The organism is Superficieibacter sp., from assembly GCF_032071645.1.
In the GTDB taxonomy this organism is placed as follows: Bacteria; Pseudomonadota; Gammaproteobacteria; order Enterobacterales; family Enterobacteriaceae; genus Superficieibacter.
In genome coordinates, this window is the sequence record NZ_DAMAPU010000004.1 from 339,395 (window position 1) to 354,828 (window position 15,434).

The window sequence follows — 15,434 nt, forward strand, 5'->3', positions numbered from 1 at the left end:
CAGGCGCTGCTGCTGTTTATACCGCAGGCGCTACAGGTTAGTCAGATGGAGACAAATATCCGGGCCAACCTGTCGTATCTCATTGAATTTAAAATGGGGCGCATCGGCGAGCTTCTCAAGCCCCGGCAGCACGCAAAGAGCGCGGGCATCGCTGCCCAGCAGTTTGGGCGCGAGATACACCAGCAGTTCATCGACCAGCCCGGCCTGAATCAGCGCGCCCGCAAGCGTTGGACCGGCTTCCACCCAGACGCTGTTAATTTGTTCGCGTCCCAGTTGCATCAGCAGCAGGACCAGATCCAGATGCCCGTTGTGCGCCGGAATGCTCAGCGTGCGCACGTTTGCAGGCCAGACGCGATTATCCTGTTCGGTACGCGCAAACCAGGTTTCTCCCGCCTGCTGAACGATGCGGTGTTCCGGGGTCACGCGGTTGTGGCTGTCAATCACCACGCGCACAGGCTGGCGCAATTCATCCTGCGGATAGCGCGCCAGCACCTCGGCGGAAAGCGCATCGCGGCGGACGTTCAGCTGCGGATCGTCCGCCAGCACCGTGGCACTGGTGGTCAGAATGGCGTGACTTTGCGCGCGCAAACGCTGCACATCGCACCGCGCTTGCGGTGAGGTGATCCACTGGCTTTCGCCGCTGTGCATTGCCGTGCGTCCGTCCAGCGACGCGCCAAGCTTAAGCTGCACATACGGAAAGCCGGTGCGCATTCTTTTCAGGAAGCCTTTATTCAGCGCTTCCGCTTCGCTCATCATCAGCCCGTGACTGACCTCAATACCTTCCTGTTGCAGACGGTACAGACCGCGCCCGGCCACCTGTGGATTGGGGTCCTGCATGGCGACGACAACGCGCGCGACGCCTGCTGCAATCAGCGCTTCGCAGCACGGCGGCGTGCGGCCATGATGACTGCACGGCTCAAGCGTCACATAGGCCGTTGCACCACGGGCCTTTTCGCCCGCCATACGCAGGGCATACACTTCCGCATGTGGCTCGCCCGCGCGCTGGTGAAAACCTTCCCCGACGATGTCGCCTTCTTTGACAATCACACAGCCCACGCGGGGATTGGGATGGGTGGTAAACTGACCGCGCTGCGCCAGCTTCAGCGCCCGCGCCATGTACACTTCATCCTGCATGAGTTAATCCTGTAAGCGGGCGATCTCTTCGCCAAATTCTTTGATGTCTTCGAAACTGCGGTAGACGGAGGCAAAACGGATGTAGGCCACTTTATCGAGCTTTTTAAGCTGCTCCATCACCAGATTGCCGATCATCTTACTGGGCACTTCGCGTTCACCGGTTGCCCGTAATTGCGATTTAATGTGATTAAGCGCCATTTCGACGTCATCCGCACTCACCGGGCGCTTTTCCAGCGCGCGCAGCATACCGTTGCGCAGTTTATCTTCATTAAAGGGTTCGCGGACGTCGTTGCTTTTCACCACTCGCGGCATCACCAGTTCCGCCACTTCAAAGGTGGTGAAGCGTTCATTACAGACCAGACACTGCCGACGACGGCGCACTGAAGAGCCTTCCCCCACCAGACGGGAGTCAATTACTTTGGTATCTACGGCTAAACAGAATGGGCAGTGCATAACGCGTCCTGACGAGTGGTGAATGTGGCCTATAGTTTACCCTGAACTGGCGGGACTACAAAGGAAGAGCTTTTTTGAGACTATGGATCGATGGCAGGCGCGCCGTTATCCTCTACCCTAATGATAATAATTGCCCTTTTGAAGGAATCGACGCTATGACAAGAGGTTATCTGAAAGCTTTGACGCTGGGGAGCCTGTTTACTCTGGCCGCCTGCGCACCGCACAGTGAAGTTCGTCAGTTGCATCAGAGCGTAAGCACGCTCAATAAAGAAATGACGGAGCTGAATAAAGAAACGGTAAAAATCACCCAGCAAAATGCGCTGAATGCGAAATCGGCCAGCGGCGTTTATTTACTGCCCGGCGCAAACACGCCCGCCCGCCTGAACAGTCAGATCGGGATGCTGCGGATGTCGCTGACCAATATCGCGCCAAATGCCGACGGCACGCGGGCGACGCTGCGTATTCAGGGCGAATCGAACGATCCGTTACCGGCCTTCAGCGGCACGGTAGAATGGGGACAGCTTCAGGGCACCACCCAGAACTATCAGGAAGTTAACGTGCAGAGCCAGTTGATCAACGCCCCTGCCAGCACCCTGGCCCCCAGCGATGTCGATGTTGCCCTGCAACTCAATGGCATTACGCCTGAGCAGTTAGGTTTCATTCGAATCCATGACATTCAGCCCGCACAACAACCTTAATCCTGCCAGGGCGGATCATTTTCCGCCCGCTTTTCCCCGTATTTCGTAAGCGAATATTGGCAACCCACGCAGTTGCCAGTACAATCGCCGCCGTTAAAGTACGCAAACGTGAACGCAATCGATTACGTCAATGAGAAGAATGTGAAACAACACATATTTTTGTGAGCAGGGATTCTTATAATAGGCCCCACAGAAAAATTGAAACATTTAGCAACGCGTACTCATCTTTCGTTCCCGTGAGGGATTTTTAAACAGTGGCATAACTATGAAATATACAATTCTTGCAGCAGGCGCTGTGCTGGCGCTCTCTTCCACTTTTTCGGTGAACGCCGCAGAAGAAGAAAAACCGCAGTTCCTTTCCGATTGGTGGCATCAGAGCGTCAACGTGGTCGGCAGCTATCACACCCGCTTCGGACCGGCGCTGCGCAACGATACCTACCTCGAATACGAAGCCTTCGCGAAAAAGGACTGGTTTGATTTCTACGGCTATGTCGATGCTCCGCGCTTCTTCGGCGGCGACGGCGATTCTCGCGGTATCTGGAATCACGGTTCCCCGCTGTTTACCGAAATCGAGCCGCGTTTCTCCATCGACAAGCTGACCAACTCCGATCTGAGCGTTGGACCGTTTAAAGAATGGTACTTTGCCAACAACTATATCTACGATATGGGCCGCAACGAGTCGGGCCGTCAGAGCACCTGGTACATGGGTCTGGGCACGGACGTTGAAACCGGACTGCCGATTGGTTTGTCGCTGAACGTTTACGCAAAATACCAGTGGCAGAACTACGGCGCGTCAAACGAGAACGAGTGGGACGGCTACCGTTTCAAAGTGAAATACTTTGTGCCAATCACCGATGTCTGGGGCGGCCACTTAAGCTACATCGGCTTTACCAACTTCGACTGGGGTTCGGATCTGGGCGACGATCAATACCGCACCAGCAACTCTATCGCTTCCAGCCACGTGCTGGCGCTGAACTACGACCACTGGCACTACTCAGTCGTCGCGCGTTACTTCCATAACGGCGGCCAGTGGAACGATGGCGACCAGCCGGTCTGGCAGGCCGAGCCGATCAAATCTAACGGCTTTGGCTGGTATCTGGTCGCAGGCTACAATTTCTGATGTCATAACGATGTAAAAAGCCGATCTGTGGATCGGCTTTTTTTATGTCGCACGCCTGGAAAACATTCACCACAATTTTATTTATAGACTAATTTAATCACCATACAAATATTATCATAAAAACACCTCATTCATTTTTAATATATATACCAGAGGAATATCTCGGTATTTTATTCACCCTGCCAATATATATTAAATTGTATAAATATTACCTCAGTCACATTATTACCCCACCAATGAAGACAATTGTGATCTTTTTCTCACTCTGGTTATAATTTAATAGGAAAACGTTTTCCTTTTCTTATATCCTCGCCGCATTCAAAATAACCTGGCCTCCTCTAATGATGAAAAAAAGCAAACCAGGCACTCGCGTCACGATAAAAGACATTGCCAGTGCAGCCAATGTCAGTATTAGTACCGTGTCAAAAGTCATGAACGGCACCGGATCAATTAGTCGGCAAACCCAGGATAACATTAAGAGAGTCATTAACGAACTGGATTACCGACCGAGCGAACTGGCACGCGCGCTGCATCAAAAGAAAACATACACCATTGGATTATTATCCAGCGATAATTACGGACGTTTCAGTCTGCCTATTCTTAATGGAATAGAGAATGCGCTGGCGGAAGCGCAAATATCCGTGTTCCTGTGTAATGCTGGCGGCTGCGAGCAGGAACTTAAAAGACATGTTGATTCTTTACTGGCAAAACGCGTTGACGGCATTATTGTCACCGCTGCTAAAACGGATACCCGCCTGCCGCTGCCAATGAAAAAGAATCAGACGCCGGTAGTCTATGCCTACACCGACGTTGAAGATGAAAATGCCCTTTGCGTCCTGCCTGATGATATCGGTGCGGGCCAGCTTGCCAGTCAGCATTTGATCACCCAGGGCTGCAAACATATTGTGCAAATTACCGGGCCTGCACATTTTATGGCGGTCCGCCAGCGCGATGCTGGCTGTAAAAGCGTGCTATCTGCTCACGGCTTAAAAGATTATCCGCTGCAATACGGTCCGTGGAATTCTGAACATGGCTATGCCGCTGCACGGGAAATTCTGTCCCGGTGTCCTGAAGTGGACGGCATTATTACCGGAAATGATTTAATCGCACATGGCGTATTACAGGCATTACATGAACATCATCGCCAGGTGCCAAAAGATGTGGCGGTCGTGAGTTACGATAACTGGCAGGTGATTACCGAACTCTGTCGCCCGACGCTTAGCAGCGTTGATTTTGAGTTGAAAGAATTAGGCCGGATCGCCGGTAAATGTTTAATAGAAAAAATTGATGGGCAGGTCCACCGGGGAAAAATTATCGTTCCCTGCTACCTGCAAATGAGTGAATCAAGTTGTAGATATTCCATAAGTTAACAAAACCGAGGTGTTTATGTTTTCAAAGGCTCTACATACCACTCTTGCCGCCTGTATTATTTCTGCGACATTGGGTAGCATTGCACACGCAAAAGAAACTGTTACCTTCTGGGGGCGCTCTAATCAGACGTCACTGGAACTGCTGGTTGCGGCTTATAATAAATCCCAGGATAAAGTCAATATTAAGCTGAACATGATCCCCGGCGAGAGCATGTTAACCAAGCTTAGCTCATCGATTGCCGCCGACAGCGCCCCGGACCTGGTGGCGCTGGATGTCTCTTTTCTGCCGCAGCTTCATGGTTCTGAACAACTGGTAGACCTGACGGATAAAATTGGCGACCGGGATTATATTCAACAACTCAGCGGCTCCCTGAAAACCATCGGCGTCTCCAAAGGACGTCTCTACGGCGTGCCATTTTCTGCCGAGTCTTCCTTCTTATTTTACAACAAAAAGATATTTCGCCAGGCGGGGTTAGATCCTGAAAGACCGCCAGAAACGCTACAGGAATTAAGAGAGTATTCCGAGAAAATTAATAAGATTGGCGACGGATACTACGGCTTTGCTATCCCCGGCACCTGCTCTGGCTGCCTGGCATTTACTCTCCTGCCCTATATGTGGGCCAATGGCGGCGACGTCTTTACTGATGAGGGTAAGCAATCCGTTATTAATTCAGAAAGTAATAAACGCACCCTGTTATTTTTCCACAAAATGTATACTGACGGCCTGATGTCTCCTGTTTCCAGAGGGGATAACTCGCTGATTGATAGTTTTGCTTCAGGGAAAATCGGTATGGTCGGTTCGGGTGCTTTTGTCTTTAAAGTCTTCAAAGACAGCTACCCGCATATCGAATATGGCGTAGGGTATTATCCGGGTGAGAAAAAAGGCGACTGGGCCTCTTTTGCGGGAGGGGATGCGCTTGCCGTCCCTGTCAAAAGTAAGCACCAACAGGAAGCCATCGACTTTATCGATTGGGCGCTATCTAAAGAAACACAGATCGAACTGCTGGCAAAAAATGGTTTTGTGCCGACGCGTATGGACGCCAGCGATAACCCGTATAACCAGAAAGATCCCAGGTTTCTGTTAGCAACCAAAGCCCTGGCTAACGGACGCTCTGTCTATTTGCCTGCGTATAACGAAGCCATTAGCGCGCCCAGTAGCCCATTCCTGACTATGTTGCAGAAATCTATTTTTGAAGGGGATGTGGATAATGCGCTGAATACCGCAGATCAGAAATTCAAACAGATTATAAAAATGTCGCAGGAATAAATACCAGGAAGATGATTTCAGCGTAATGAAAACCTGTTGAAAGTAATTATCAACAGGCAAGGAGTACACGCATTAGTAAATTGACTCTGCGTCATTTTACTAATATCACATCGATAAAGCCAGGCGCACACTGTATTCATTTTACGCATTGTGAAGCTACGCGCTCAGGCTTTTAACAATTAAATACGAAGAGGTGTTTATGGTTTCAAAAATTATATACACTACCGCAGCGGCCTGTTTGATAACGGCTTCATACAGCCATTTCGCGCAAGCCAAAGAGGTCGTTAACTTCTGGGCCCGTAGCGATCAATCCGCTCTGCCGATGCTGGTTAGTGAATACAATAAATCGCAGGATAAAGTTACCGTTAAGTTAAATGAGATCCCCAATGCGCAGATGTTAACGAAGCTGAGTTCAGCGATTGGCGTGGGTAATCCACCCGATATTGTCGCCATTGATCTGGTCTATTTCCCTGAACTTAATCGTTCCGAACAGCTTGTCGATCTGACGGAAAAAATCGGCAAAATGGATTACGTGAGCCAGTTCAGTCCGACACTCAAAGGAATAGGCACCTATAACGGCAAATTTTACGCCGTGCCGTTCGCCGCTGAATCCGCCCTGCTGTTTTACAATAAAAAACTGTTCCGTGAAGCGGGTTTAGACCCCAATCATCCCCCCGAAACGCTGGCAGAATTACGTGAATATTCGGAAAAAATTCGCCAGCTCGGCAACGAGTATTACGGTCTCAGCATTCCGGGAACCAGTTCCGGCGGCCTGGCCTTTACTTTTATGCCGTATCTGTGGGCCAACGGCGGAAGTGTTATTTCCAGCGATGGCAAAAAATCCGTCGTTAACTCTGAAAATAACAAAAGAACGCTGACCTTTTTCCATAACATGTACAAAGACGGCCTGATGTCGCCGATGTCCCGGCTGGATGCGTCTCTGAACGATTATTTTGCCTCCGGCAAGATTGCCATGGTTGGTAGCGGCGCATTCACGTTCAAAGTGTTTAAAGAGCAATATCCCAACCTTGAATACGGCGTCACCTATTTTCCCGGCGAGAAAAAAGGTGACTGGGCGTCTTTTACCGGCGGCGACGCATTCGCGTTACCGGTAGGAAGTAAACATCAGGATGAAGCGATTGATTTCATCAACTGGACGCTGTCAAAAAATACCCAGGTCGAACTGCTGGCAAAAAATGGCTTCGTTCCGACGCGCATGGATGCCAGTGATAACCCGTACAGCCAGCAGGACCCCAAATACCTGCTGGCCAACAAAGCGCTGGCGAAAGGGTATATTCCTTTCCTGGTTCCTTACAATGAAACCTTTAACGCCACCAATAGTCCCTGGCTGACCATGCTGCAAAAATCGATATTTGATGGCGATATTGACGGCGCACTGAAGACGGCGGATCAAAAAATTAACCAAATCATAAAAATGGCAGAAGAGTAAGTTTAAGTTTTTTTGATTCAATAAACACATAGGTCGTCTGCCGACAACTTTCCGTAGACAGATGACCTGCTGAGGTGATGAGAATGTTTGCACAAAAGGAAGTTCCGCAATCACATATTTTTCAGAACGTTGCCCTGCCAAAATTCAGGAAAAACAACCGCAAGGGATATTTAGGTTTTTTATTTATTTTACCGGTATTAGCGATAATGGTATTTTTCTTTGTCATTCCGCTCATGATGACCGCGTGGATGTCATTCTTCAAATGGCCAATGTTTGGTAAAACCAAATTCATTGGCTGGATGAACTATACCAATATTTTCCAGGATGATGTTTTCTGGCACGCGCTAAAATTTACCTTTGCCTACGCCCTTATCGTGACCCCGCTTATTTTTATACTGTCGATGTTTCTGGCATCGTTAGTCAAAAACAGCGGCAGGCCCGGCGTCGCTTTCTTTCGTAGCATCTATTTTCTTCCGACGGTAATCGGCTTCGGCACCGCCAGTATCTTATGGAAATGGCTGCTGGATATTCGTTTCGGTTTACTCAACCACCTTGCGGTTTCCCTTAATCTGGTTGAATCGCCGATCATGTACCAGGACTCGCTCAGCATGAGCCTGATCGTGGTCATCACGATGGTGTTATGGAAAACGCTGGGTTTCAATATGATCCTGCTGCTGGTGGGGTTACAGGGGATCAGTAAAGATATTTATCATGCTGCGCAGGTCGATGGTGCGGTTGGCTGGCGACGTTTATTCTACATTACGCTGCCGCTGATGCGGCGCACGTTTATGCTAACGCTAATTCTCTCCGTCACCGGTTCACTGCTGGCCTTCGATCAGTTTTATATCATCACCAATGGCGGCCCGATGGATAAAACCCTCACCAGCGTTTTCCTGATTTACAACAATTCGTTTATTAATGGCCGACTGGGTTATGGCGCAGCGCTGTCAATTATTCAGCTACTCATCTTAATGGTCGTGAGTATTTTGCAAATCTGGCTATTACGCGATAAAGAAGGACGAGCTTAATCATGAATACGGAAGTGATCCTGCATACCCAGAGGAAGAAAAACCGGCTGCTGGAAATTTTATTCTATGCGGTTAACGCCGGTATGGTTATCGTTTTTTTGTATCCGCTTCTCTGCGTACTTCTGGCATCGATGAAACCGGCGGCGGAGTTGGTACTGATGCCGCCGCGCTGGTGGCCCTCGGTATTTACTCTCGATAATTTTAGTAAACTGCTGCTGTCTAATAACAATATGTCGCGGGCCATCATGCTGTCAGGAATAGTCTCTTTTCTGACGGTCATCGGCACCGTGCTGTTATCGACGTTAGCCGGATACGGTTTTTCCCGCTTTCACTTTCGCGGTAAAAACGTGTTCTTTGTGCTGATATTGCTCACGATGATGATCCCCTCCCAGCCGATCCTGACGCCATTATTTATCATCATTACCAAACTGGGTCTGCAAAATAATATCCTCGGTCTGGTACTGGTTTATATCACCTTCCAGCTACCGTTTAGCATTTTTATGATGCGCAATACCTTTGACAGCATTCCCAAAGAAATTGATGAAGCCGCGCAGCTCGACGGCTGCTCACCGGTGAAAATCCTTTTCCGGGTGATGCCGCGCATGGTGTCGCCAGGGATTGTCACCGTGGTCGTCACAACCTTTATTGCCGCATGGAATGAGTTTCTGGTGGCGCTGATATTTATGACCGACTCCGACAATTACACCATGCCGATTCTGTTGCTGATGACCAGCGCGGGTAAATACGGTTCGGTTGACTGGGGACTATTACAGGCCTGCACCGTGTTTGCCATGCTGCCGTGCATCATTATTTTCCTGTTTTTACAAAAACATTATGTCAGTGGATTAACCAGCGGCGCGACCAAAGGTTAAGCAAATAAAATTTTATTCATGGAGATTTCACATGAAGCTAAATACCGTACCCTATATTCTGCAAACATTATCCTTTATTAACCCCGGTCAGATTACGCCTGCGGGCTGGCTTAAACGGCAGTTAACGTTACAGGCCGAGGGTTTGTCCGGGCAGCTGGAAGAAATCTGGCCCGATGTGGGCGCAAACAGCGGCTGGCTCGGCGGCAGCGGTGAAAACTGGGAGCGTGGCCCCTACTATCTGGACGGGCTGGTGCCGCTGGCGTACTGCCTGCAGGACGAGAAGCTGATTAAGAAAGCGCAAAAATGGATCGAGTGGATGCTCGCCAGCCAGGACGCAGACGGTCAGTTTGGCCCGACGCAAAATAACGACTGGTGGCCGCGCATGGTGGCATTAAAAGTATTAATGCAGTACGCCGATGCCACTCACGATCCTCGCGTGGTGCCTTTTATGCAGCGCTATTTTCATTATCAGCTTCAGCATCTGCCTGCGCGCCCGCTCAGCGACTGGGGCAAAGCGCGCGCGGCGGATAATGTGCTGTCGGTTTTGTGGACGTGGAAACAACGGCCGGATGATGAACAATTACCGGCGCTGGCGAAATTACTGCTCGAACAGGGCGACAACTGGCCGGACTTTATTATTCACCACCTGCCGACCGGCCCGGTCAATTATTTCTCGCACTTAACCCACGTCGTCAACGTGGCGATGGGCATGAAATATTCGGCGATGCATGACGCCATCCACCAGCAGCGCGAGCGTCTGGCAGAAATTCACCGCTGCTTTGCCGAGCTGGATCACTATCACGGTCAGCCGCAGGGGATGTTCTCCGGGGACGAATGGCTGGCGGGCAACGCGCCGGAACAGGGCGTGGAGCTGTGTGCCATCGTCGAACTCATGTTCTCGCTGGAAAACCTGCTGCGCATTTATGGCGATGCGCAGTTTGCTGAACGCCTTGAGCGCATCGCGTATAACGCCCTGCCCGCCGGGATCACCGCCGATATGATGGCGCATCAGTATCACCAGCAGCCGAATCAAATCGCAGTAAGCATCGCCAAACGTAATTGGACCTACAGCGGCGACGACTGCAATATTTTTGGCCTGGAACCCAATTTTGGTTGCTGCACCGCCAACTATCATCAGGGCTGGCCCAAACTGTGCAACAGCCTGTTTATGCAGGCAGGCAGCGACGATCTGGCCTGTATGGTTTACGGCCCTGCGGAAGTGGTTTCCGGCGACTGGCAGATTTCCCTGCAAACCGACTACCCGTTTAATACCGATCTGCGGCTGGACATTCGTCGTGCCCCCGCAGGCGAAAAAACCCTGTGGCTGCGCATTCCGCAGTGGAGTGAAAACACGGTCTTTACCCTCAACGGCGAAGAGATTACCTGCGACGGCAAGGGCTATCTGCCGTTGACCCGCCAATGGCAGGCAGGCGACACGCTGAGCATCACTTTTGAACGGCAGCCGCGTCTGGAACGACGTCCGCGCAATGCTGTCGGCGTTTATTATGGCCCACTGCTGATGGTGCATACGCCTGGCGAGATCTGGGAAAACATCCCCGGCGGTTCGCTGAGCGGCGACTGGGAAATCCGCCCTCGCAACTGCTGGGATTACGCGCTGGACGTGCAGCCAGGCGAAGGGTTAATCGTGCGCAGTATTAGCTGCTGCCCTTCCGGTGATCAGCCCTTCGCGCTGGAAAATGCCCCCGTCACCCTCCGCGCCAGCGCCCGCCGGATGCCGACCTGGAAGATGATGGATAACTCGGTGGCCCCGATGCCTAACAGCCCGGCCTACGACGCGATGTGCTGCCCTACGCTTGCCACGCTCGTTCCCTACGGCTGCGCGCGTTTGCGTATCGCTGAATTCCCGTGGGTCGATGGACGCCAGAAAACCGCTGAAGCACATTAAAGGGTGAAGTCATGGCAACGATACGACTAGAGTCCGTCTACAAAGCGTACTCGGCAAAACAGATTGTCGTTAACAACATTAACCTGACGATCGATAAAGGCGAGTTTTGCGTGATTGTCGGTCCTTCCGGCTGCGGTAAGTCAACGCTGCTACGGATGATTGCCGGTCTGGAAGAGATATCCGCAGGCGAGCTTTATATTGATGATAAGCGCATGACCGAAACGGCCTCTTCTGAAAGGGGCATCGCGATGGTTTTCCAGAACTACGCGCTCTATCCCCATATGACCGTGGAGGAAAATATGGGATTCGCGCTGAAAATGGCGAAAATGCCGACCGATGAGGTCAAACGATACGTCGCGGCAGCGGCAAAGTCGTTACAGCTTGAAGACCTCCTGCTGCGCAGGCCCGCCGCCCTTTCCGGCGGTCAGCGCCAGCGCGTGGCAATTGGTCGCGCCATCGTGCGTAAACCCGGCGTCTTTTTGTTTGATGAACCGTTATCAAACCTGGATGCCGGTCTGCGCGCACAAATGCGGCTGGAAATTGGCCGCCTGCATCGCGAATTTGAAAATGTGGCGACGGTGTATGTTACCCACGATCAGGTTGAAGCCATGACGCTGGCCGATAAAATCGTCCTGCTCAACAGCGGTGAAAGCGTCAACAAGTACGGTAGCGTGGCGCAAATTGGCACGCCGCTGGAGCTGTACGAGTCCCCGCGCAATAAATTCACCGCCAGCTTTATCGGCTCTCCGCGGATGAATTTCCTGCCCGCGAAGGTGGTCAGCGTTCATGCCGACCATGTGGAGGTCAAACTTCCCGGCGGGGAAACGCTGGCGGTTAACGTCAACGGTGAGCGCCTGACTTGCGCGGAGGATGTGACGGTCGGCATCCGCCCGGAACATATTTCTCTGCAGAAAGAGGACGGGCCAAACAGCCTCGTTCGCAGCGTCCATTTTGTGGAGCAGCTCGGCGATGCCACCTGCCTCTATTTTGAAGGCGATTTCACCGCCAAACTCAATGGCTACCACCAGTACGCTTATTACAGTGAAATAAGGTTACATTTACCGGCTGAATGTTGTCATCTGTTCGATAGCAGCGATCAGGCCTGCCCTCGCCTGCTTAACGCCACGGCACACATGGAGACGACCGCTCACTGATCTTCACTCTGCCCTCCGGTTTCCGACCGGAGGTGTAGAAACGGGCGGAATACGGGGAGGATCGCAATGGAGCGAGGCATCATATTTGATCTCAAAGAGTTCTCGGTCTTTGACGGGCCGGGCATCAGGCAAACGGTTTTTCTGAAAGGATGCCCCTTGCTATGCAGCTGGTGCCATAACCCGGAAGGGCAGAAAAAGCACCCGCAGGTGATGGCCACTCAAACCGAATGCCGGTACTGCCATCTGCAGCAATTTATTCAGGAAAATAACCGCTGTTGCCGCTGCGCAAAGATCCTTCCGGCATTAGCCAAAACGTCAGGTGAGGAAATCAGCTCCGCCGATCTGATCGAAAGACTGCGCATTAACAGTGGCTGGTATGCGAAATACGGCGGCGGCGTGACCTTTTCTGGCGGCGAGCCACTCATGCAGCCCGCATTTTTACTGGATGTACTGCAACACATTCCCGATATGCATACGGCCATCGAAACCTCAGGGTATTGTGACAGTGAAATCTTTACCCGAATTATTGCGCAAATAGACTATGTGATGCTGGATATCAAAATAGTCGATGCTGAATGCCATAAAAAATACACCGGTCATAGTAATGACAAAATACTTCACAATCTGCATACCCTTTGTAATAGCGAGAAACCTTTTACCATCCGAATCCCGCTCATACCGGGCGTCAACGATAACGAACATAATTTCCGTCAAACCGCCGAATTAATTCATCAGGCTAAATCCTTAATTAAGGTCGAGCTTCTCCCCTATCACCGGACCGCTGGTGCGAAATATGCACAGATCGGCAGAGCGTATCAGCCAGGTTTTGACGAGCAAAAAGCGATTCATGCGCCAGTGAATATATTCCGCGATTTTGGCATACGGAGTGAAATATTATGAATGACCGTATTGCGCTGCTACGCCAGCAATTTATTACTGATAAAATTCAGATCCCCTGGCGGCAGCAGCCCGAAGACAATGACGCGTTAGCCGGGACATTCAGCCGGGATAATCTGAGTCATACCCGGCGGGAGGCGTTGCGTCTGATCCATATGCTCAGTAAAGAAACGCCCGTCGTGTTTGCCAATGAGCGTATTGCTTTTACGCGCACGGTGCCTGCGGTTCCGGCCCTGTTAACCGCGCGCGAGATGGCGGAATTAAAAGCCACACATTTCGTGCATGGTGAAGTCTCTAATTTAAGTCTTGATTACACCCGGCTTATCCGCACCGGTCTGCGGCCTAAGATCGCCAGCCTTGAGGTGCTGAAAGCGCAGTTCCAGCAGCACAATCAATCAGAGCAGGCCGGGTATACCCAGCTGCAAATTGAGATCCTGGAAAGCATTCTCGATCTTTCAGAGCGCTACCGGGAAACCGCGCAATTGCAGGGCAATAAGGTGGTGGCGCGCACGCTCTCCCGCGTTCCGGCCAACCCGCCAGAAAATTTCCTTGAAGCTCTACAGATGTTTCGCATTTTGCATTTTACCGCGTGGTGCGGCGGGCACTGGCATAATACTATTGGCCGTCTGGATCAATATCTCTATCCGTGGCTGGAACACGATCTGCAAACGGGGGCGCTGAATGAAGAATCGGCGCTGGAATTGCTGGAAGAGTTTTTCCTGACCTTTAACCGCGACGCGGATATTTATCCCGGCGTCCAGCAGGGAGATAACGGTCAAACGCTGATGTTGGGTGGACTCAACCCGGACGGCACGGACAGCTATAATCTGTTGTCGGCGTTGTGCCTTAAAGCCAGCCTCAATTTAAACGTCATCGATCCGAAAATTAATCTTCGGGTACACAGCAAAACCCCAATTGAAACTTATATTCTGGCGACCCGCCTGACCAAACAGGGTCTTGGCTTTCCGCAATATGCGAATGATGATGTGGTGATCCCCGGCCTGATGGCGTTGGGATACAGCAAAGCAGACGCTTATAATTATGTTGTTGCCGCCTGCTGGGAATTTATTATTCCGGGTCGGGCAATGGATATCCCGAACATTAACGGACTCTCTTTCGCTGAGGCGGTTCTTGATACGGTCGGTAAAAAACTCGCCGCCTGCGCCAGCTATTCCGAGCTTTTCACCCATGTTAAAAGCACCATCGCCAGCAGAATTGATACGATTTGCCAGCAGATAAAAAACCTGTATCTGTTTCCCGCCCCTTATTTTTCACTGATGATGGAGGGCTGTACGGAAACGGCGAGGGATATTTCGTTGGGCTGTATCTATAATAACTATGGGCTGCACGGCACCGGATTATCCACGGCGGCAGATTCTCTCGCCGCCATTAAAAAATTCATTTTTGATGAGCAAATTATTACGGCAGAGGAGATGCTCGCGGCCTTAAAAAATGATTTTGTCGGTTATGAGGATTTGGCAAATCAATTACGTTATCTGACGCCTAAAATGGGACAGAACGATGATTATGTCGATAGCATCGCCGTTGATTTATTAAACTGTTTTGCCGATGAACTTCAGGGGCGGAAAAATGAACGCGGCGGTATATTCCGCTCAGGTACGGGGTCAGCCATGTATTATATCTGGCACTCGTCAGATCTTCCGGCAACGCCCGACGGCCGGTATCGCGGGGAAGGCATTGGCTGTAACTATTCCCCCGGTCTTTTCACAAAATGCGCCGGGCCGGTTTCGATTATTAAATCCTTCACCAGGCCGGATTTAAAACGCACCATCAACGGCGGGCCACTGACGCTGGAACTTCACGATACTCTGTTTCGCACCGCAGACAGCATTGCCAAAGTCGCGTTGATGGTTAAGTCGTTTATCGAGGCAGGCGGCCATCAGATTCAGCTTAACGCCGTTAATCGGGAGACGTTAATCAATGCGCAAAAACACCCGGAAAATTATCGCAACCTGATAGTCCGCGTCTGGGGCTGGAGTGGTTATTTTGTCGAGCTGGATAAAGTCTATCAGGACCATGTTATTCAGCGGATGGAACTGGTGATCTAAATATTAAGGAAGTATT

Annotated in this window: 13 protein-coding genes; 11 read left to right on the plus strand and 2 right to left on the minus strand. The window is 51.0% G+C overall.

What is annotated here, in order from left to right; all coding sequences use genetic code 11:
* Positions 1-30 precede the first annotated feature (30 nt).
* Together ribD and nrdR are read right to left on the minus strand one after the other, a co-directional pair.
* The gene (gene ribD, locus RT197_RS10695) at positions 31-1,134 is read right to left on the minus strand and encodes a bifunctional diaminohydroxyphosphoribosylaminopyrimidine deaminase/5-amino-6-(5-phosphoribosylamino)uracil reductase RibD (protein WP_312950183.1); all 1,104 of its coding nucleotides are present in this window, start codon (positions 1,132-1,134) and stop codon (positions 31-33) included.
* Positions 1,135-1,137: 3 nt separating this feature from the next.
* Positions 1,138-1,587, minus strand: coding sequence for a transcriptional regulator NrdR (gene nrdR / locus RT197_RS10700; protein WP_312950185.1), 450 nt, complete (start codon positions 1,585-1,587; stop codon positions 1,138-1,140).
* A 155-nt stretch (positions 1,588-1,742) separates the two neighbouring features.
* Here nrdR and RT197_RS10705 point away from each other — a divergent pair, with 155 nt between their 5' ends.
* From RT197_RS10705 to RT197_RS10755, 11 genes are all read left to right on the plus strand, one after another.
* Positions 1,743-2,285 carry a DUF3251 domain-containing protein gene (locus tag RT197_RS10705; protein ID WP_312950188.1) on the plus strand — a complete coding sequence of 181 codons (543 nt, stop codon included), beginning with the start codon at positions 1,743-1,745 and terminating at the stop codon, positions 2,283-2,285.
* 265 nt (positions 2,286-2,550) lie between these two features.
* On the plus strand, positions 2,551-3,405 hold the full coding sequence (locus tag RT197_RS10710) for a nucleoside-specific channel-forming protein Tsx (protein ID WP_312950191.1): 855 nt from the start codon (positions 2,551-2,553) through the stop codon (positions 3,403-3,405).
* Positions 3,406-3,746: 341 nt separating this feature from the next.
* Positions 3,747-4,775 carry a LacI family DNA-binding transcriptional regulator gene (locus RT197_RS10715; protein WP_312950194.1) on the plus strand — a complete coding sequence of 343 codons (1,029 nt, stop codon included), beginning with the start codon at positions 3,747-3,749 and terminating at the stop codon, positions 4,773-4,775.
* Positions 4,776-4,791: 16 nt separating this feature from the next.
* Positions 4,792-6,042, plus strand: coding sequence for a sugar ABC transporter substrate-binding protein (locus RT197_RS10720; protein WP_312950473.1), 1,251 nt, complete (start codon positions 4,792-4,794; stop codon positions 6,040-6,042).
* Between the two features lie 238 nt (positions 6,043-6,280).
* Entirely contained in the window at positions 6,281-7,492 is a 1,212-nt protein-coding gene (locus RT197_RS10725) for an ABC transporter substrate-binding protein (RefSeq protein ID WP_312950196.1), read from the plus strand.
* A gap of 83 nt (positions 7,493-7,575) precedes the next feature.
* Positions 7,576-8,520, plus strand: a complete 945-nt coding sequence (locus RT197_RS10730; protein WP_312950199.1) for a sugar ABC transporter permease — start codon at positions 7,576-7,578, stop codon at positions 8,518-8,520.
* A gap of 2 nt (positions 8,521-8,522) precedes the next feature.
* Complete coding sequence (locus tag RT197_RS10735) at positions 8,523-9,392, plus strand: carbohydrate ABC transporter permease (RefSeq protein WP_312950200.1); 870 nt, start codon at positions 8,523-8,525, stop codon at positions 9,390-9,392.
* A 31-nt stretch (positions 9,393-9,423) separates the two neighbouring features.
* The gene (locus RT197_RS10740) at positions 9,424-11,298 is read left to right on the plus strand and encodes a beta-L-arabinofuranosidase domain-containing protein (protein WP_312950203.1); all 1,875 of its coding nucleotides are present in this window, start codon (positions 9,424-9,426) and stop codon (positions 11,296-11,298) included.
* 11 nt (positions 11,299-11,309) lie between these two features.
* The gene (locus tag RT197_RS10745; protein ID WP_312950206.1) at positions 11,310-12,452 is read left to right on the plus strand and encodes a sn-glycerol-3-phosphate ABC transporter ATP-binding protein UgpC; all 1,143 of its coding nucleotides are present in this window, start codon (positions 11,310-11,312) and stop codon (positions 12,450-12,452) included.
* Positions 12,453-12,518: 66 nt separating this feature from the next.
* Positions 12,519-13,352, plus strand: a complete 834-nt coding sequence (locus RT197_RS10750) for a glycyl-radical enzyme activating protein (protein WP_312950208.1) — start codon at positions 12,519-12,521, stop codon at positions 13,350-13,352.
* Positions 13,349-15,418: a pyruvate formate lyase family protein gene (locus RT197_RS10755; RefSeq protein WP_312950210.1), complete on the plus strand. Its 2,070-nt coding sequence runs from the start codon at positions 13,349-13,351 to the stop codon at positions 15,416-15,418. The genes RT197_RS10750 and RT197_RS10755 overlap by 4 nt, the downstream gene beginning before the upstream one ends.
* Positions 15,419-15,434 lie beyond the last annotated feature (16 nt).

Bases quoted from the DNA above. Each gene is read 5' to 3' on its own strand.
- RT197_RS10720 (WP_312950473.1), top strand. From the start codon at position 4,792: ATGTTTTCAAAGGCTCTACATACCACTCTTGCCGCCTGTATTATTTCT.
- RT197_RS10715 (WP_312950194.1), top strand. From the start codon at position 3,747: ATGATGAAAAAAAGCAAACCAGGCACTCGCGTCACGATAAAAGACATT.
- RT197_RS10745 (WP_312950206.1), top strand. From the start codon at position 11,310: ATGGCAACGATACGACTAGAGTCCGTCTACAAAGCGTACTCGGCAAAA.
- RT197_RS10750 (WP_312950208.1), top strand. From the start codon at position 12,519: ATGGAGCGAGGCATCATATTTGATCTCAAAGAGTTCTCGGTCTTTGAC.
- RT197_RS10755 (WP_312950210.1), top strand. From the start codon at position 13,349: ATGAATGACCGTATTGCGCTGCTACGCCAGCAATTTATTACTGATAAA.
- RT197_RS10740 (WP_312950203.1), top strand. From the start codon at position 9,424: ATGAAGCTAAATACCGTACCCTATATTCTGCAAACATTATCCTTTATT.
- RT197_RS10710 (WP_312950191.1), top strand. From the start codon at position 2,551: ATGAAATATACAATTCTTGCAGCAGGCGCTGTGCTGGCGCTCTCTTCC.
- RT197_RS10735 (WP_312950200.1), top strand. From the start codon at position 8,523: ATGAATACGGAAGTGATCCTGCATACCCAGAGGAAGAAAAACCGGCTG.
- RT197_RS10730 (WP_312950199.1), top strand. From the start codon at position 7,576: ATGTTTGCACAAAAGGAAGTTCCGCAATCACATATTTTTCAGAACGTT.
- ribD (WP_312950183.1), bottom strand. From the start codon at position 1,134: ATGCAGGATGAAGTGTACATGGCGCGGGCGCTGAAGCTGGCGCAGCGC.
- nrdR (WP_312950185.1), bottom strand. From the start codon at position 1,587: ATGCACTGCCCATTCTGTTTAGCCGTAGATACCAAAGTAATTGACTCC.
- RT197_RS10705 (WP_312950188.1), top strand. From the start codon at position 1,743: ATGACAAGAGGTTATCTGAAAGCTTTGACGCTGGGGAGCCTGTTTACT.